17 protein-coding genes are annotated in these 16,910 nt (G+C 35.1%); 3 read left to right on the top strand and 14 right to left on the bottom strand.

Annotated features, from left to right (window positions below; translation table 11 throughout):
- Positions 1 to 191 precede the first annotated feature (191 nt).
- The 10 genes from ACFSAH_RS10705 to ACFSAH_RS10660 form a co-directional block, all read right to left on the bottom strand.
- Complete coding sequence (locus tag ACFSAH_RS10705; RefSeq protein WP_379662726.1) at positions 192 to 746, bottom strand: DinB family protein; 555 nt, start codon at positions 744 to 746, stop codon at positions 192 to 194.
- 37 nt (positions 747 to 783) lie between these two features.
- Positions 784 to 1,308: a Crp/Fnr family transcriptional regulator gene (locus tag ACFSAH_RS10700; protein ID WP_379662725.1), complete on the bottom strand. Its 525-nt coding sequence runs from the start codon at positions 1,306 to 1,308 to the stop codon at positions 784 to 786.
- A 324-nt stretch (positions 1,309 to 1,632) separates the two neighbouring features.
- The gene (locus ACFSAH_RS10695; protein WP_379662724.1) at positions 1,633 to 2,571 is read right to left on the bottom strand and encodes an aspartate carbamoyltransferase catalytic subunit; all 939 of its coding nucleotides are present in this window, start codon (positions 2,569 to 2,571) and stop codon (positions 1,633 to 1,635) included.
- Positions 2,572 to 2,573: 2 nt separating this feature from the next.
- Positions 2,574 to 3,122 (bottom strand): bifunctional pyr operon transcriptional regulator/uracil phosphoribosyltransferase PyrR, encoded by a 549-nt coding sequence (gene pyrR, locus ACFSAH_RS10690; protein WP_379662723.1) that lies wholly within the window; start codon positions 3,120 to 3,122, stop codon positions 2,574 to 2,576.
- An 87-nt stretch (positions 3,123 to 3,209) separates the two neighbouring features.
- Positions 3,210 to 3,698: a hypothetical protein gene (locus ACFSAH_RS10685; protein WP_379662722.1), complete on the bottom strand. Its 489-nt coding sequence runs from the start codon at positions 3,696 to 3,698 to the stop codon at positions 3,210 to 3,212.
- A gap of 40 nt (positions 3,699 to 3,738) precedes the next feature.
- The gene (locus ACFSAH_RS10680) at positions 3,739 to 4,224 is read right to left on the bottom strand and encodes a DUF6252 domain-containing protein (protein ID WP_379662721.1); all 486 of its coding nucleotides are present in this window, start codon (positions 4,222 to 4,224) and stop codon (positions 3,739 to 3,741) included.
- A 30-nt stretch (positions 4,225 to 4,254) separates the two neighbouring features.
- Positions 4,255 to 4,704: a hypothetical protein gene (locus tag ACFSAH_RS10675; RefSeq protein WP_379662720.1), complete on the bottom strand. Its 450-nt coding sequence runs from the start codon at positions 4,702 to 4,704 to the stop codon at positions 4,255 to 4,257.
- A 45-nt stretch (positions 4,705 to 4,749) separates the two neighbouring features.
- Positions 4,750 to 5,565 carry a hypothetical protein gene (locus ACFSAH_RS10670; RefSeq protein ID WP_379662719.1) on the bottom strand — a complete coding sequence of 272 codons (816 nt, stop codon included), beginning with the start codon at positions 5,563 to 5,565 and terminating at the stop codon, positions 4,750 to 4,752.
- Between the two features lie 12 nt (positions 5,566 to 5,577).
- The gene (locus tag ACFSAH_RS10665) at positions 5,578 to 6,126 is read right to left on the bottom strand and encodes a hypothetical protein (protein WP_379662718.1); all 549 of its coding nucleotides are present in this window, start codon (positions 6,124 to 6,126) and stop codon (positions 5,578 to 5,580) included.
- Between the two features lie 40 nt (positions 6,127 to 6,166).
- Positions 6,167 to 7,171, bottom strand: a complete 1,005-nt coding sequence (locus ACFSAH_RS10660; RefSeq protein WP_379662717.1) for a hypothetical protein — start codon at positions 7,169 to 7,171, stop codon at positions 6,167 to 6,169.
- Positions 7,172 to 7,508: 337 nt separating this feature from the next.
- Between ACFSAH_RS10660 and ACFSAH_RS10655 the strand changes: the two genes are divergently transcribed.
- The gene (locus tag ACFSAH_RS10655) at positions 7,509 to 8,726 is read left to right on the top strand and encodes a helix-turn-helix domain-containing protein (protein ID WP_379662716.1); all 1,218 of its coding nucleotides are present in this window, start codon (positions 7,509 to 7,511) and stop codon (positions 8,724 to 8,726) included.
- A 289-nt stretch (positions 8,727 to 9,015) separates the two neighbouring features.
- Here the strand turns inward: ACFSAH_RS10655 and rpsA are convergent, their stop codons facing one another.
- The 4 genes from rpsA to ACFSAH_RS10635 form a co-directional block, all read right to left on the bottom strand.
- The gene (gene rpsA / locus ACFSAH_RS10650) at positions 9,016 to 10,929 is read right to left on the bottom strand and encodes a 30S ribosomal protein S1 (protein WP_379662715.1); all 1,914 of its coding nucleotides are present in this window, start codon (positions 10,927 to 10,929) and stop codon (positions 9,016 to 9,018) included.
- Positions 10,930 to 11,228: 299 nt separating this feature from the next.
- A complete protein-coding gene (gene cmk / locus ACFSAH_RS10645; RefSeq protein WP_379662714.1) occupies positions 11,229 to 11,906 on the bottom strand; it encodes a (d)CMP kinase in 678 nt (225 codons plus the stop codon).
- A gap of 66 nt (positions 11,907 to 11,972) precedes the next feature.
- On the bottom strand, positions 11,973 to 12,950 hold the full coding sequence (locus tag ACFSAH_RS10640; RefSeq protein ID WP_379662713.1) for a lipid A deacylase LpxR family protein: 978 nt from the start codon (positions 12,948 to 12,950) through the stop codon (positions 11,973 to 11,975).
- A 203-nt stretch (positions 12,951 to 13,153) separates the two neighbouring features.
- Positions 13,154 to 13,987, bottom strand: coding sequence for a universal stress protein (locus ACFSAH_RS10635; RefSeq protein ID WP_379662712.1), 834 nt, complete (start codon positions 13,985 to 13,987; stop codon positions 13,154 to 13,156).
- Between the two features lie 401 nt (positions 13,988 to 14,388).
- Here ACFSAH_RS10635 and ACFSAH_RS10630 point away from each other — a divergent pair, with 401 nt between their 5' ends.
- Entirely contained in the window at positions 14,389 to 15,966 is a 1,578-nt protein-coding gene (locus tag ACFSAH_RS10630) for a hypothetical protein (protein ID WP_379662711.1), read from the top strand.
- Between the two features lie 79 nt (positions 15,967 to 16,045).
- Positions 16,046 to 16,864 (top strand): helix-turn-helix domain-containing protein, encoded by an 819-nt coding sequence (locus ACFSAH_RS10625; protein WP_379662710.1) that lies wholly within the window; start codon positions 16,046 to 16,048, stop codon positions 16,862 to 16,864.
- Positions 16,865 to 16,910 lie beyond the last annotated feature (46 nt).

The following is a 16,910-nucleotide window of genomic DNA, read 5'->3' as shown; positions in this document are numbered from 1 at the left end:
ATTCTCACAACTATTTATTAAATTTGGTGAAAGAATCCTTCAGGAAAATAGAGGATTTTGAGAGGCGTTAATTTTGGAATGACACAGTTCGCGTTACACTCCCTTGGAGGTTAACGAAAAATATCACTTTACAAATAAAAAAGCAAAACCTCCTTTACAAAGAGGAATAGAGATTGAATGATGATTGTCTGTTAGATATTTTTGAGTTGTTGTTCTATTCTTTCAATTTGTTTTAAATGTCTTAGATTATGGTTGATAAGAAACTGAAAAATATCTCCAAGTTTTAGCTTTATAAAGTTTGAAAGAGTAGTTCTTACTTTGGTATTGTTTAAATCAACATCTTGCGATTGGTTTAACAAGTTAAGGAGCTGTTGTTGTTGATTGGTGAATTCATTTAGAACTTGTTGTTTATTTAAATTTGAGTTCAGCGGATTTTTGTTTTTAAATGTTTTCATTTTATTAAGTTGTTCTTTAGGAAGCATACTATTTGCAAAATAATTTCCTAAAAAACCACTTTTAAAGTCAGGGGTACTTTGCTTTTTTGCATTTAGTATTGACTTTTCAATTTCATGAAGGTAGAATTTTCCATATAGATTCAAATGTTCTAAACATTCTAGGATATTCCAAGAATTAGGTTCTGGTCTCCATTTTAGGTTCGCTGGATTTTCATCTTTCAATGAACTTGCTTTGTTGATAATCTTTTTGGTTTGTCCTATTAAAGACTGAATTAATTGCTCCGATTTCATTTTTAAAAACTTTGTACAAAGTTTGGTGTTTTCAAGATTATAAACCTTGATTTAAATCAAGACTTTTCAATCGTGATAAGGTTTCGGGGCTCATTCTCAAATAATTTGCAATGTATCTGTTGGGGATTTCTTGAAAAAGCTGAGGACTTCTCTTCAGAACTCTTTGGTAGCGTTCTTTAGGAGAGCTCGTTAAAAGATCAATTTCTCTTTCGAGTTGTTGTAAAACTAAATCTTCCAAAATTTTATTCCACAAAGTATTGTCAGAATTGTTTTTTAGAAAATCTTCAATCTGATGTTTAGTAATAACTTTTAATACAGTTTTTTTTATGGCCTGAATATAAAAATCTGAAGGTTGATTCTTGAGAAATGAATCTAAAGAAGCAATTAAATTGCTTTTGTAGGCCAAACGAACAATTTGCTCATTGTAATCATCGAGAATAAAAATTTTCAAACTCCCGCTTTCAACAAAATAAAGATTGCTATCAATACTTCCCTTAACTTTTAAAAAATCATTTCTTTCGAGTGTAATTTTTCGATTCGAGAGTTCTATTATTTCGTTCACTTTTTGTTAAGTTATCATTCTGATTTGTTTACCGCTAATGTTTTACAGGTTTGGATTTTATTAGTTGTATAAAAGAACCTGCCACACTAATTTAAGTAAATAACTTTAACTTGGTGAGTTTATATGCTGTCTGAACCTTCAGAATTAAACTTCTAAAGACTATGTAGCATTTAAATTTATGCTCTTATCTATGTACTGTCCTTTTGTTAAAATAAGCTAATTGAATAAAATCCAGACTAACTTTGTTGCAGTTTTATATTATACTTTTTTAGTTGCTATATAGAATATATTTATATTCTCTTGAGACTTTGAGGAATTAATAACTTAATCTTTCTGACTCGCTAATAAATACAGAACAGCCATTCTCACCGCCACGCCATTTTCAACCTGATTTAATATAATGGATTGTTTGCTGTCGGCAACATCGCTACTTATCTCAACACCACGGTTTATTGGTCCCGGGTGCATAATGGTAATCTCTTTATCCAGAGAATCCAATATTTCTTTATTCAGGCCGTACATCATAGAGTATTCTCTTAGTGAGGGGAAATATTTGATATCCTGTCTCTCTAGCTGTATACGAAGCATGTTGGCTACATCGCACCAGTTTAATGCTTTTCTTAAATCATGTTCAACTTTTACACCTAAGCTATCAATATACTTAGGAATTAGAGTTGTTGGGCCACATACTCTAACTTCTGCGCCTAATTTCTGAAGGCAAAGAATATTAGACAGTGCTACTCTGGAATGTAGGATATCTCCAACAATAACAATTTTTTTTCCGGCAACCTCACCATATTTTTCTCGAATAGAAAATGCATCTAAAAGTGCCTGGGTAGGGTGCTCGTGAGCGCCATCTCCGGCATTCACAATCTGTGCATTAATATGCTTGCTCAGAAATACACCAGCTCCAGGATAAGGATGTCTCATGACCACCATATCCACTTTCATGGAAAGGATATTGTTTACCGTATCTATAAGAGTTTCTCCTTTGCTTACCGAAGAGCTGGATGCGGCAAAGTTGATGATATCTGCAGATAGTCTTTTTTGTGCCAGTTCAAATGAAAGTTTGGTTCTGGTCGAGTTCTCAAAAAAGATATTTGCGATGGTAATGTCACGTAAAGACGGAACTTTTTTTATGGGTCTGTTAATAACGTCTTTAAAAGTATCAGCAGTTTCTAAAATCAGCTCAATATCTTTTTTGTTTAGATCTTTAATTCCTAAAAGATGTCTTGTGCTTAAACGTTGTGCTAACTCTGGCATTGTTATTTTTTATTGTCTGAAATCAAAACTACTTTATCTTCTGTATCTAATTCTTCCCAGCTTACCACTACTTTTTGGGAAGATATGGCATCTACCTTTATTCCAATATAGTCTGGCTCTATAGGTAATTGTCTGGAGTATCTTCTGTCTACTAAAACCAGTAATTCTACTTTTTCGGGTCTTCCAAAAGCTAGCATGGCATCCATAGCTGCTCTGATAGTTCTGCCTGTCCAAAGCACATCATCAATTAAAATGACCTTTTTACCTTCGATAATAAAATCGATTTGTGTGCTGTTGGGGAGTAGGGGAGAATCGCCTCTGCGGAAATCGTCACGGTAAAAAGTGATATCCAGGTTACCATGATTGATTTCTGCCTTAGGCATAATCTTTTTAAGTTCTTCTGCTATTCTTTGAGATAAAGCAATCCCTCTAGGTTGTATACCAATGATTACCGAATTAGAGAAGTCGTTATGGTTTTCTATTAACTGATGGCAAAGACGTTGTATCGTGATTTGAAATTTTTGACCATCAAGAAGGGTTAAATTCTGCATCAGTTCTTTGATTTGGACAAAAATAGGGAAAAATGCAATATGAAGCCAAATTTTAATTGAGGAATTAATGAGATACTGATTTTCTATTTAGAGCTTGTTAGCCCATTTTGGGACAAAATTTCCCTGTGCATCAATTACTAAGATTTTTCCTTTTATGGTTTTGATTTGAAACCACGGAGCATTTGCAGCAGGGGTGCCAGGTATTTTAGTATATCCTTGATGGTATTTCATCGCTTTCAATATAGTGACAGGGTGCTTGCTGATTTTATTAACCCCCAGTACAGACCATGTTGTTATATAGATAAACCCTTTCTCTGCATTTTCTATTTTTAGGACGTATTTTCCGCTTAGCCAAAGTATACAGCAAAACATAACATTACCCATAATAAGCATAAATATTAACCAGAGTGTTCCTGAAAATGTAGAGCTATATTCTTTATAAAAATCATCCAGATCCGAGAATATCATGTAAAAAACAAATACGGATAAAGCAACCGTAATCAGCGTTACCAGATAAAGTATAAAAGTCCTTTTGTTGGAGTAGATGTAGGGAAGAGGTTCTGTTTTCTGATTCACATTGTATATATCCTGGTTTTACGTTTTAGAACCATGTAGGTTAAAAATGCATAGAAAAGCTTCCGCTAGTTACTTTTACATATTCTTTTTTATCTGGATGAGGAGAGTATAATGCCTTGAACTGGAAAGTACCTTCTACTATGCTCCCCTCTTCTTTGGTGACGGTAATATAGCCGTTATCATTAGCATCTTCGGTGGTGTGTACAATGGATGCTCTATTATCATTGGTATAGCTATAAGTACATAAAGCCCGTTGTCCAATAATATCACCAGATTTAAAATAGTAGGTTCCCGTACCTTTGTAATTATTGATAATTAAAGAGATGGTTCTTTCTCCGTCTGCACTACTTTTAAGACTTAATATCCCCTTATTACTACTGGCAGGGAAGTAGGCATTTACTTGTATTGATTTGTAGGTTTTTCCGTTTACGGAAGCGTTCATGTAACCACTTTGTTGTTTCTCTTTTTTACAGGAAACGGCAAAAGTGGTTAGCAACATCCAAAATAGAATAAGATGTATTCTCATGTTGAGTTTATTATTAATTAACGGTCTTGGTTACTTTGGTGGCTGACAATTCGGATTAGCTTTCTTATGTGCCAGTGTTAATTCATAAGAATAGAAGTTGTCAGGAGCCAGCGTCATTGTCATTCGTAGATAGTTGTCTTTTATCAGGTGTATGGTGCCTGTCCACTGTCTGTTGTCTGCGTTTAGGGTAAAGGTTTTGCCATCTTCGTTCAGAGCGTATGTACCTTCAACTAGGGTTTGATCGTATCCTTTATCAAATATAACCATAGATACTGTGCCGTCGGCTTTAAACTCTATATAATGTGTGTTGTTGAAACAGCTGTTGATACTGCTTCCAGCTCTGAAATTTACAATGTAATCATAAAACCATTTGCCGGAAGTAAGCAGTTCCCTGTCTTTTGTTGCTTCGTCCTTTTTGCAGGAACTGTTTAATATGATAGCGCTAATGAATAATATTAATAGAGACAGATGTTTTTTCATGATTTATTTTTTGATGAAGATGATTTTACTGACTGTTATTTAACTCTACTTCTCGTTTCCTAATTTCATACCTACTCTTAGTTCAATAAAAAATCGATTGAGAGAAGCTTTTTGTTTATCTGCATATTGACCCATAATGGCTTGTATATCTGCATGAGGTTTATTAACGGCGTATGAAGCCTGAACCAATTCCGGAAGTCCGCCGCCAAAAGCTTTCCCGTCTCCTTTCATCAATTCCATTTCGTAACCTATTTTTGGACCAAAGAAAAACTTGTTGGCAAAATTGAATTTTGACGATACGCCAAGATTAAAATAAATTGGAGCTTCTGTTGCCGCTATAAATAACTTGTTATGGGTACGTCTTTCATGGCTAAAATCTCCGCCTTCTGGTCGCCAGGCAAATTTCCGGCTTCCGGCACTCAATGCAGAAAATAGCCATAGTTGCTGGCCTTTAAATTGGAAAGCTTTACGGCTGGCACCAATGCCTATAATGCCATGAGACATTTTGTATTGAGATGTTGTATTTCCACTTGCATTGGGAGTAAAACCATCTATATTGTTTTTTCCAAAATTGGTTTTGTGAGTATATTTTTGCCAATAGATATCCAAAGTCCATTTTTCGTTAAATTCCAATTCACCAAATATTCCGATTCCGGCACTTGGTCTGAATTTAAGAGCATCGTTTCCCGTATGTCCCTGAAGCTCGTTCGTCATGTCTAAATAACTGCCAAACCTGCCTGTGCCGAAATAGGAGGGAATGCTTAAACCGAAATTAAATTTGTTCTGCCCCTGTGCATGTTCTGTACAGATTAAGCAAAATGTTATTGCCGTAATATGAAAGAGTTTTATGATTTTTTTCATGGTGATGTAGCTCTAAATAGTGCGATATTTCATCCTGAACTTACCTTCTGTGATGTTCTTTTTTGTACCGTCAGCATAACTGATGGTGTTCAGATCAAAAGAGCCTTCTACAATATTGTCTTTGTGCAAAGTAATGATAACACTTCCCGTTCCCGTACTGTAAATTGGGTTGCTAGCACCGTAAGGAACTACTTCGCCACCGGCAGCCCATTTGCCTGTACCCAATTGGTAATAAGCTCCGGGACCGTTTTTATCAGATTCAAGTTGATAGGTTTTAATATCAATTTCTCCGAGCCTGAGGAATATCTCTCCTTCATTTACATCCTTTGAATTTTTCTTGCCCCTTAATACCAGGGTTCCAGAATGGATATAAGCTTCTGTACCAAACAGCGCAGCGTTTGTACATTCGCAGCTCCACATATCGGCTTTGAATTCTACTCCATCAATTTTAGCAGTAAAATAAAACTCTGGATTTTCTTCGTTCTGGATTTTCTCCTTTTCTTTTTTGCAAGAAGCAAGCAATATTGTACATGCCATCATGCCAAATAATAATTTTTTCATTTATTAGAAGTGAGGTTGTTAATGATAGTGTTTGTTTTTATTAATTATTTGCTTTGATATAAGCCAGTAAATAATCGTTGTATTGGTTGAGTGCATTCAGTACCGCAGTTTTATAAGCCTCTGGATTTGCCTGAATAACAAAAGTGTTTTCTGCTACCCCTCGACCGCTTTTTACCAGTCCTTTGCTGAAAATAGCAGCAACATCACCTAAAACCGCACTTTTGAACTTTTTCATAGACTCGGGCATCCCCTCAGCTTTATTCAATACTGCGGTATAGGGCAAGCCCGAAGTAATAGCGTAGTTTGCTATAGATGGATTACAAAAACTATAGTTTGGACCCGCAAATTTAGCATAGGTGCCATCACCTTTCATTTTAGCACCTTGCGTTACCCCTTCTATTCGTATAATAGGTTCAATATTTGTTTCAAATTTATCAGTGCGCTCTCCCCATAAATCACTGACTCCTTTTTTGATGTTTTGATTGATGTTAATAAAGTCGACGGTAATAAAAACCATACCTACAGGTTTTTTAAGTTTATTGCCTAAAGAAGAATGAGGACCCGCCATTATCGGGAATTCTATATATGGAGCATTATTGGCAGTAAATATTTTTGAAACGCCCCAGTTTTTTTTCTCTGTTTCGCGGCTGAGATCTGCACTGTTGTTTATTAATTTTTGATACTGGTCGGTGTTTTTGTATTCATCGCTTAGAGAAATACCATTTGCTTTCAGTTTTTCTGCTAACAACTTGTAGTATTCGTCTGTAATTTCCTGCATCAAATTGTCTTCAATACCTTCTAGAAAGCCCCAGGTAATAACATTACCTACACCGCGTTTTTCTTGTTCCTGTCTGGTGGCTAGTTTAAACTGGATATTTACGCTGGTAAGACATGCTTCATTTGCTTTCTTAAAAGGGGCCTTATATGTCCCTTTAGGTGCAAAAGCTTTTTTGATTTCTTTCTCGTCTGGTTGCTGTGCATATACATTGAAACAAATAAACATTGTAAGCAGTATAGTGGCTGTCTGTTTTGAAAAAATATTCATATCGTTTTTTAAATTATTGATTATACAGATTTGTTTTTTTGAGATATGTTTTATGTCTCAAAGAACTATTAAATCCAATTAAAGAACCAGAAAAAGTAGGTGTATATGGTCTCAACTTCTAAATAAAGTAGTCTCAATTTACTTTTTTGTTTTATTTAATATTTTGTAAATGAGTTGTTTGTGTGTGTTTTTTGATGCTAGAGGAGGATGGGTTGATTATGAGGAATTGAAAAAGAATATTTTTAAATATTGCATTGCAGCAACTTTGAGACTTTTAGTATTATTGTATTTTTAAATTAAATACTTATACCTTTTATAACCTCCAGAGATAGATGTTATGTATATATCAGACTCGTTTATTTTGCAGTTAAATCTGTTAGCAATTATTGTATTACTTACTATAGTGTGCAGTCTGTTATTCAGAAAAAATAATGCAAAAGCGAATATTTTTCTTGGTATTCTGGTGTTGTATCCTGTTTCTACTATTGCCCATAATGTGGTTTCTATTTTTTTAGGTAAGCCAGAACTCTTATTTCTAAATCCAATTAATGGCGGAATTAACTTTACGTTTGGACCTGTATTACTGGTTTATTTATCGTTGATACAAGGTAAAAGTATTAAATCCGCACTCAATAGTTTTTGGCATTTTGTACCGTCTGTACTAACTTTTTTGAGTACTATATATTATATTCTGATTCCATATACAGAAAAAGTAATAGTAATGGAGAAGGTACAGTCAGGAGAGGAGCCCTTTTTCAATATAATGTCTTTGTTACTGCTGCTTCATCTTTGTTATTATCTGTATTTAGGGAAGAAAAGGATCGACCTGTATAAAGAGAAAGCTATGGATTTGGGAATGTATGAGGCAGAGATTTCTGTGAAATGGCAAAGAGCATTTTTGTTATGTCTTCTTTCGTTAAACGGATTTTTATTCGTGGCTTACTTTACACCGATACTTATTATAGGAAAATCACATATTTATCTGGATCTGATAGCGGTACCTGTAGCCTCTTTACTTATGTATGCTTTTATGATATATAAAGGTTTGTCTTACCATGTTATATTTAACAAGCCGGAATATCAGGCCTTTGCCAAATCCGTTGCGCCACTCAACCATTTTATGGAAGAGATCGAAATCCTTCAAAAAGAAAAAGCATTATATAAAGATGAGTTTAATAGAGAAAGTAATCTGAAGAAGGAGTTAGAACAGCTTTTTACAGTTGAAAAAATACACACTAAACCAGGTTTGAAATTGTATGACGTAGCAGAGCTTTTGAATGTTCGCCCGGCAGTATTGTCTACTTTTATCAATACCTATTTAAAGATGTCTTTTTTTGAAATGTTAAATAGGTACCGGGTAGAAGAAGCTAAAAATATGCTGATAAATGAGGATTATGAACGTTACAAAATAGAATATATTGGCGAAATATCAGGCTTTAATTCCCGGGCATCCTTTTTTAGAGTATTTAAAAAATATTTGGGTAAAACTCCACAGGATTTTAGAGATGAGTATTTTATAATGGATAAAAAAGAGACCGTACAAATTCGGGAGTAATATAATAACTTTCGTATTGGTTTTATACTTCTTTGCTTTTTGAAGTCATAGAGTCTCTTAAGCTGATAAAACCACATCGTTTCTGAAAGAACAACGGCCATAGAATCATTGATAAAGGGCGTACTAAGTTAAGAGTGTTGTTGCTTTATTGTGCTTCCATATTTAAGATGAAACGTTCCTTGTGGAAGATATTGCAGAGAAAGGGAGAAGAACTTCATCTTTAAAAAGTCATAAAAAAACCTCTCCGGAATTCCGGAGAGGTTTTATATAATCATAAAATTAATTCAGATTATTTTTTAGCTTCCAAATCAGCTTTTAATTGAGCTAATACATCTAAGTCGCCTAAAGTAGATTTCTCAACAGAATCTTTTACTTTTTTCACTGCGTTATCTGCAGCTTTAGCTTCTTTTTTCTTAGTAGCTCTTTCTTCAGCAACTGCTTCAGCTTTAGCTTCTTCCCAGATGCGAGCGTGAGAAACAACGATTCTTTTTGAATCTTTGTTGAATTCAATGATTCTGAACTCAGCAACATCGTCAACTTTTAAGCTAGTACCATCTTCTTTAGCCAAATGTTTTGTAGGAACAAAACCTTCAACACCGTAAGGTAGAGCTACCAAAGCACCTTTGTCGGTTACTTTAGTTACAGTTCCTTCGTGTATAGAATCTAAAGTGAAGATAGTTTCAAAAGTATCCCAAGGATTTTCTTCTAATTGTTTGTGACCTAAGCTTAGTTTTCTGTTTTCTGCATCAAGTTCTAAAACAATTACGTCTAATTCTTCACCAACTTTAGTGAATTCGTTAGGATGGTTGATTTTTTTAGACCAAGAAAGATCAGAAATATGGATTAAGCCGTCGATACCTTCTTCGATTTCAACAAATACACCAAAGTTAGTCATGTTTTTAACAACCGCTTTGTGTTTGCTGCCAACAGGGTATTTCTCAGCCGCTTTTTCCCAAGGATCAGGAGTTAATTGTTTAATGCCTAAAGACATTTTACGCTCTTCTCTGTCAAGAGTTAAAACAACAGCTTCAACTTCGTCACCAATTTTCATAAACTCTTGTGGGTTACGCAAGTTTTGAGACCATGACATTTCAGAAACGTGGATTAAACCTTCAACACCAGGGATGATTTCTAAGAAAGCACCGTAATCAGCAACTGTTACGATTTTTCCTTTTACTTTAGAACCGATAGCTAGTTCAGTATCTAAAGATTCCCAAGGATGAGCAGTTAATTGTTTTAGACCTAAAGCGATACGTTTTTTCTCGTCATCAAAGTCAAGAACAACAACGTTAACTTTTTCATCTAAAGAAAGAACCTCTTTCGGATGCTCGATACGGCCCCAAGAGATGTCAGTAATGTGAAGTAAACCGTCTACACCACCTAAGTCGATGAACACACCGAAATCAGTAATGTTTTTAACAGTACCTTCTAGTACTTGTCCTTTTTCTAGTTTAGAAACGATTTCAACTTTTTGTGATTCTAAGTCGTCCTCGATCAATACTTTATGAGATACTACAACGTTTTTGAATTCGTGGTTGATTTTAACAACTTTGAACTCCATTGTTTTACCTACGTAAATATCGTAATCACGGATAGGTTTGATGTCGATTTGAGATCCTGGAAGGAACGCCTCAACACCCATAATATCAACGATTAAACCACCTTTAGTTCTGCTCTTAACAAAACCATTGATAATTGTGTCGTTTTCTAGGGCTTCGTTGATCATCTCCCAAGAGCGTTGAGTTTTTGCTCTTTTACGAGATAGAACCAACTGACCGTTAGCATCTTCTCTTTGTTCTACGAATACATCAACAACATCGCCTTTTTTAAGTTCTGGCATGTCGCGGAATTCGTTTAATGGTACAAGTCCATCAGATTTAAAACCGATGTTTAATACCACGTCTTTGTTGTTAATAGTAACAACAGTACCAGCAATAATTTCGCCTTTTTCAACAGAGTTGAAAGTTCCAGCGTACAATTGCTCTAGTTTTTCTCTTTCGGCTTGGCTGTAGTTGCCAAAAATTTTGTCATCAGCATCCCAGTCAAAATCTGCAGGATCCGCCTGACGGCTAGATGATTTGATTTCGTCGATAGACAATGAATCAGCCTCTGATTCGAATGTCTCCTTAACTCGACCTTTGGTGTCTTGAAGTTCTGCTTCTTTCGCTTTTAACTCCTTTTCTGCTACTTGTTTTTTTGCCATTAAATAATTTATCTCCTTTTTCCCCGCTTTGGGGATGGCAAAGGTAAGAATATATATTCTTAAATAGAAAATAAATTTGATTGATTTTGAGAGGATTGTATGTTTTTTATGTTGGTAGTTAGAACTACCTGGGTACAGTTTAGTCTGTTTTTTATTGATAAACTGTTTTGTTCTCCTGTTAATGCTAGTATAATTATTGTTCAAAAATACCGACCCTGGAGGAGTAAATAGCATATAAATAGCTCTAGTTCGCTATCAAAATATTAAAAGTTAACAGACAGATGTTTGGTAGTATTTTATTATGCCATTTTAAGAAAAGGAGTAACCTTCTCAACTGCAAAATTTAACTGTTCTGCCTCTGTTAAGTTTGTATTGTCTAAAATAATGGCATCTTCAGCTCTGGTTAAAGGGCTTTCTTCTCTGGTAGTGTCCAGGTAATCGCGATGAGCCAGATTGTCAAATACTTCCTCCAGACTTACTTTTTCGCCTTTACCCAATAGCTCTTTGTATCTTCTCTCTGCTCTGATTTTAGGATCAGCAGTCATAAAAAGCTTTATTTGGGCATGAGGAAATACCGTAGTGCCTATATCTCTGCCGTCCATCACTATATTTTTTAACTGCCCCAGTTTTTGCTGTTGTTTTACCATGGCAGTTCTTACTTGTTTGAGTGCAGATACGGGACTTACCTGCTCTGAAATATGCATCTGTCTTATCTCTTCAGATACATCTTCTCCATTTAACAATACATGAGAATTATAGTCTTTTGCATCAAAACTAATATCTATGTGTTCTAATGCGTTTCTAACCTCGGTATCATTCGTCAGGGCTACCTGATGGCGTAAAAAATATACCGTTACAGCCCTGTACATGGCTCCGCTATCAATATATATGAAGTTTAGTTTTTTTGCCAGCGCTTTAGCTAATGTACTTTTTCCACAAGAAGAGTATCCGTCTATTGCAATTACTATGTTTTCCATGCCGGAGCAAAGTTATAACTATTGATGGTAACTTTAGCCTTGTTTTTTTATTTACTGCAGCCAGATTTAGTTAAATTGGTAACCAAGGGTTATTGATCCGTACTGATGTGGTTTAGCTGTACTTTCTATTTCTTTAGTTTTAAATAATAGGGCAAATCCCAGGTTTATTCTGTTTTTGGAAAAGGCAAAACCTACTTCGTTCGATAAAACAAGTGGAGTGCTGTCAAAAGTAACTTCCTTTTTGTCGCTGCCCATTAAGCTTCCCGATATAGTAGAATCATAAGCCACCGCATCAATTGCAGGTTTCATATAGAAAAAAAACTCGTGATTAACCGTTTTATTCGTGTTTAAATAAGATAAATTGCTTTTGGTAGCTATAGAGTTATTTAGTTTGTTAATTTTTCCCCATCTAAAAAGTAAAGCTGCATTTGTACCAGTGAAAAAATTACCCAATCTGATAGATAAAGGCATGCTTAGATCTATATTTTGTGCTTTATTTCTGAAAATTTTATGCTGATAAGATGTAACGACATTTATCCCAAAATTATCGTGTATCTGGTATTTCCAGCCATTTATTTCATAAAACCTAAAGGTCTTATGAATGAATTTTTGCCCTTGTTCGCCCAAAGAATACTTACCAATGGTGCCCATCTGTATTTCTACTTGTAAGCTGCTTTCATTTTTGTAAAGCCATTGGTGGTTATAAGAACCAAAAAGATAACCTGCAAAAGGTCGGTCTATAGCTCCTTTATATGGTATAAAACCAGAATAAGGATTAAACATCTTTTGCCCTATGCTTATTCCCCATATTTTCTTTAATACTTTGTTACCATTGGTCGCAACAGGATTTTGTTTTGCTTTTCTAAAAGACAAAAATAGACCGTTGGTATAATATCTGTCCTGTGCTATAGCCAGATAAGCATCGTTATCACTTATAAGGTTAATTTCATTTCGGAAACCCTGTGCCTGTGCAGAGAGGTTGGCAAAGAAAAGAATGAGTACAAATACATTATAGAAAACACGTTTTAATTTGTGTAACCACATAAATACGCTGTTTATAGAGGGGAGTGGGAGCGTAGAAACGAAGACGTTTTTTATATGTATATCGTAGGGCAATGGTTGTGTTTTTTGAGAAAGTATTAAAGAAGGTGTCCAAAAACTCTTTTCTAGTAAGATCCATCAGTATCCGGATGAAGTTCCGGGTAACAAATTTAAGAACTTTTTGGACACCTTCATTTTGCTGTAGCTTAGTTTGCTTTTTTAAAAACTAGTAAAGGAACATTGGCTTTTAACGCCATTCCCTCTGTATTACCAGAAAAAATCAGCTTCTCTATAAATGATTTATTAGGATCCGTAAACATCACCAATAAAGAAGGAAGATGTTGGGTAACGTAATCGTTAATATTAGCAACAACCGGTTTTAAGGCATTATTGTCTACAACCGTTACTTTAATGTTTTGACTGTACTCTTGCTTAATTCTAAGTGCCTGACTCTCTTTTTGTGCCGTTTCGGAAGGAAAAGCAAAATGTATGATTTCTATTTCCGCATTAAGCTTTTTGTCAAAATCCAAAACTTTTGTCAATTCGGTGTCTACATCAGTAAAATCAGAAGCGTACATGATTTTGTTAATCTGTCCGAAAGTATAGTTTATAGGGATGGCCAAAACCGGGACTTTAGATTTATTGATAATATTAACTGTATTGGTTCCTAAGAATTTCTCTAGTTTGCCGGCACCTCTGGCCCCAATACATATAAAATCGTATTTTTCTTTTTCGGCCAGATTAATGATGTTGCCATCGGCAATAGAAGATTCTATAACCACCAGCTCGTTATTTTTAGGGACAAGGTTAAGGCTTTTATATATATCGTCGATAAAAAGCTTCAGGTTTTGCTTGCCCTCTTCTGTTTTCTCTATTTCAAATTGAGCGAAATCAGCATCGCTCAGGTTGGTGGGCTGAGGGATGTGTAACGAGTGAAAAAAAGAGACCTTAACATCCGGGTTTTGTTCCGCAAGTTGGATGGCAAATTTAATGGCCGATTTTGAGTTTTCAGAATAATCTGTTGCAGCTAATATTCTCATGGTTTCCTTTTCTAGAATAGATTCTCTTTTAATTTTGGTGTTAAAATAACTATAAAAAACTATTTATAAAACTGGTGAGAGATAAGTGTAAAATAAATGACAAGAGTCTGTGTTAATTCCCTGATTATTTTGTTTGAAAAGGATATTGTAGCCTTGATTTATCAGAAAGCCTTACCTTAAAATAAGTTAGTAGAAGAGTTGCCTGTGTGCAATTAAGTAGCTTCGTTTTTATCAATACCATAAAAAATGCTGTTTCTCTGGTGTTAACTTCATAGAAAGAGCTGTATAATGTCGTTTTTTTCCTATAGACCCCAAAAAATACCCGTTAATTTTGGCTTGTACATCTAACCCAAAACAGAAAGTATTATAGACAAGACTATTTGAAAACTAAAATAAAAAACATGAAAAAGATATATTTACTATTATTCATGCTGGCTATAGGAATTGCCTCATGTAAGAAAAAATCTGACCATCCGGAACCTATTACAGATCCCGAAGAACCAGGCATAGAAGTACCTCCGGCGCCAGAAGCCAATACTTTACCTGTAAAAATGAGTATAAATGCAGATGGTAAATCTGAAGTTTATACCATTACCTATCAGTCGGGTACTAAAAAAATAGCCAAAATAGAAAAAGCAAATGGTGAACAGGAAACCTATCAGTATTCAGGAGATTTGATTGAACGGATTAATTATGGTAGCAGCGGTGATGATTATACCAAATTTGAGTATAATGAAAAAGGAGCACTTATCAGAGAAATTCGCTACAGATCTTCTGTTGCAGCAGCAAAAACTGAATATAGTTATCCTGCTGAGAATAAAGTGATTTTTATTGAATCGGAATATAAGAATAACAATTGGGAAGCCGGTGATGCTGCAATCTTAGAGTTTGACAGCAAGGGAAATGTTGTAAGTGGTAGCAGTAAAGAAGTTCAGGTAGCGGTTTCGTATGATAACAAAAACACCCCGTTTTTAAATGTTACAGGTTGGTCTAAAATACATTATAAAGGAGGTATTCCTTTGGGTGATAATGTTGATGTAGAGGATGTGGTGGGTAGACGTAGTAATCCAATAAAAACAAAAGTGACAGGTGCTATGGCGCTGGATCTGGATTTTAGCTATGAATTTGGTGATAATAACAATGCTAAGTTCCCCACAAAAATAACTGGAAAAGAAGGGGCAGAGACTGCATTTGTTGTGGAGATATGTTATAGCACTGATTGCGGCATAACAGACAATTCTAACAACCCCGGTGGCGGAGAGCAACCCAATCCCGAAACCAGCACTTTACCTGAAACTATTGTGATGACGGTAGATGGAAAAACTAAAAATTATACGATAACTTATCAGGGGAATTCTGCCAAAATTGATAAAATACAGGAATCAGGCGGGGCAATAAGGGTATACGAATATAATCAAGATCTTATAAAGAAGGAGTACAGTGAGAGCAGGCCAGAAGATTATGAGTTATACGGATATAATGGAGATAATCAACTGACAAAAGTATCAAGTTATAGGCAGGGAGTAAATAATCCCGGAGAGATAATATTTACCTATTCCGGAACCAAGACTATTGCCACAGGAGATGAATTAGACGGCCGACTAGAGTTTAACTATGATAGCAAAGGAAACCTGACTAATCTGGATATGTTTGAAGAAGGAAAAAGTGCATCAGCCGCTCAGATATCAATTACCTATGATGATAAAAATGCACCTTTTATGAATGTGTTAGGATGGAAAAAGATCCGTTATTTAGTAGGAGTTCCGTTAGGAGATAATATAGACTTCGAAGATATTATAGCTGTGGCTAATAATCCCAGTAAAGTGACAGGGAACCTGACAGGAGAAAACGTAGAAGTTACGTACAGTTATGAATTTAAGGATAGTAAAAACCCGAAATTTCCAACCAAAATAACCGGAACAGTAAAAGTAGGAACGGCAACCCGTACCTTTACAGCCGAAATTACCTATAAACAATAATTATCCTTTTTGGAGTTTTATAAAAAAACTGCTATATTAACCTAAATGGTTGTATGGTAGGTTTTTGAGTGTGTTTTAAATGATGAGATTAGAATATTTGAAATATACAGAAGTAGCTCCACATATCAGTCTCAGAGGGATTGTAACGCATTACAGAGTAAAAAGAGCTAAACTTTACGAGCCCTTTGTGTTTCCTAATTACTCACCTATATTTCAGGGATTAATATTTAATATCGATCCTATGGATGATATTATTCTTACCAAAAAAGAAGATATAAACCTACGACATAAAGTATACTTTGTAGGTCAGGCAACTTCGCCCAGTGTTTTAGCCAGCAGCTCCTTAAGCTTTAATGTAATAGCCGTAAATTTTACTTCGACAGGTGTTTTCCAACTTACCGGTATCGATATGAATGATTTTACAGATCAGATTATAGATGCAGAAATGCTTTTTGGGCAAGAGATTAATGAATTGTATGAAAGGATTATTACCGCAAAAAATCTAAAACAGGCAGTTGGCATTATTGATCATTTCCTATGTGTTAAAGCCAACCATAAAAAGAAACAAAATAAACCCTGTATATTAATGTCCCTGTCAGTTCTGAAAATAAAAGCCGGAATGGTAAATGTTAAAATGCTTCAGAAAACTACAAATACCAGTCCTAAGACATTAGAACGTTCTTTTAAAGCAGAAATTGGAATGACACCCAAAATGTATCAACGTTTACTTCGTTTTAACCAGGCCAAGCGCTACATTGAGGAGAATGGTTGTACAGAGTGGTGGGAAATTGTTGTCCGCTTTGGATTTTACGATCATTCGCACCTTATTAATGAATTCAGGTTCTTTTCCGGAAAAACACCTGTTCAATATGTAGATATGCGCAATTTTGGTTTGTAATGAAAGAAAGTTGGGGGCTATAATAGGACTGTCTCCTACATTTGCT

It is taken from the genome of Pseudopedobacter beijingensis (genome assembly GCF_042678145.1).
Classification (GTDB): domain Bacteria; phylum Bacteroidota; class Bacteroidia; order Sphingobacteriales; family Sphingobacteriaceae; genus Pseudopedobacter; species Pseudopedobacter beijingensis.
This window is presented reverse-complemented; position numbering and strand designations above follow the sequence as displayed.

Bases quoted from the DNA above. Each gene is read 5' to 3' on its own strand.
- ACFSAH_RS10680 (WP_379662721.1), bottom strand. From the start codon at position 4,224: ATGAGAATACATCTTATTCTATTTTGGATGTTGCTAACCACTTTTGCC.
- ACFSAH_RS10655 (WP_379662716.1), top strand. From the start codon at position 7,509: ATGTATATATCAGACTCGTTTATTTTGCAGTTAAATCTGTTAGCAATT.
- ACFSAH_RS10670 (WP_379662719.1), bottom strand. From the start codon at position 5,565: ATGAAAAAAATCATAAAACTCTTTCATATTACGGCAATAACATTTTGC.
- cmk (WP_379662714.1), bottom strand. From the start codon at position 11,906: ATGGAAAACATAGTAATTGCAATAGACGGATACTCTTCTTGTGGAAAA.
- ACFSAH_RS10665 (WP_379662718.1), bottom strand. From the start codon at position 6,126: ATGAAAAAATTATTATTTGGCATGATGGCATGTACAATATTGCTTGCT.
- ACFSAH_RS10695 (WP_379662724.1), bottom strand. From the start codon at position 2,571: ATGCCAGAGTTAGCACAACGTTTAAGCACAAGACATCTTTTAGGAATT.
- ACFSAH_RS10675 (WP_379662720.1), bottom strand. From the start codon at position 4,704: ATGAAAAAACATCTGTCTCTATTAATATTATTCATTAGCGCTATCATA.
- ACFSAH_RS10630 (WP_379662711.1), top strand. From the start codon at position 14,389: ATGAAAAAGATATATTTACTATTATTCATGCTGGCTATAGGAATTGCC.
- ACFSAH_RS10705 (WP_379662726.1), bottom strand. From the start codon at position 746: ATGAAATCGGAGCAATTAATTCAGTCTTTAATAGGACAAACCAAAAAG.
- rpsA (WP_379662715.1), bottom strand. From the start codon at position 10,929: ATGGCAAAAAAACAAGTAGCAGAAAAGGAGTTAAAAGCGAAAGAAGCA.
- ACFSAH_RS10625 (WP_379662710.1), top strand. From the start codon at position 16,046: ATGATGAGATTAGAATATTTGAAATATACAGAAGTAGCTCCACATATC.
- ACFSAH_RS10635 (WP_379662712.1), bottom strand. From the start codon at position 13,987: ATGAGAATATTAGCTGCAACAGATTATTCTGAAAACTCAAAATCGGCC.
- pyrR (WP_379662723.1), bottom strand. From the start codon at position 3,122: ATGCAGAATTTAACCCTTCTTGATGGTCAAAAATTTCAAATCACGATA.
- ACFSAH_RS10640 (WP_379662713.1), bottom strand. From the start codon at position 12,950: ATGTGGTTACACAAATTAAAACGTGTTTTCTATAATGTATTTGTACTC.
- ACFSAH_RS10660 (WP_379662717.1), bottom strand. From the start codon at position 7,171: ATGAATATTTTTTCAAAACAGACAGCCACTATACTGCTTACAATGTTT.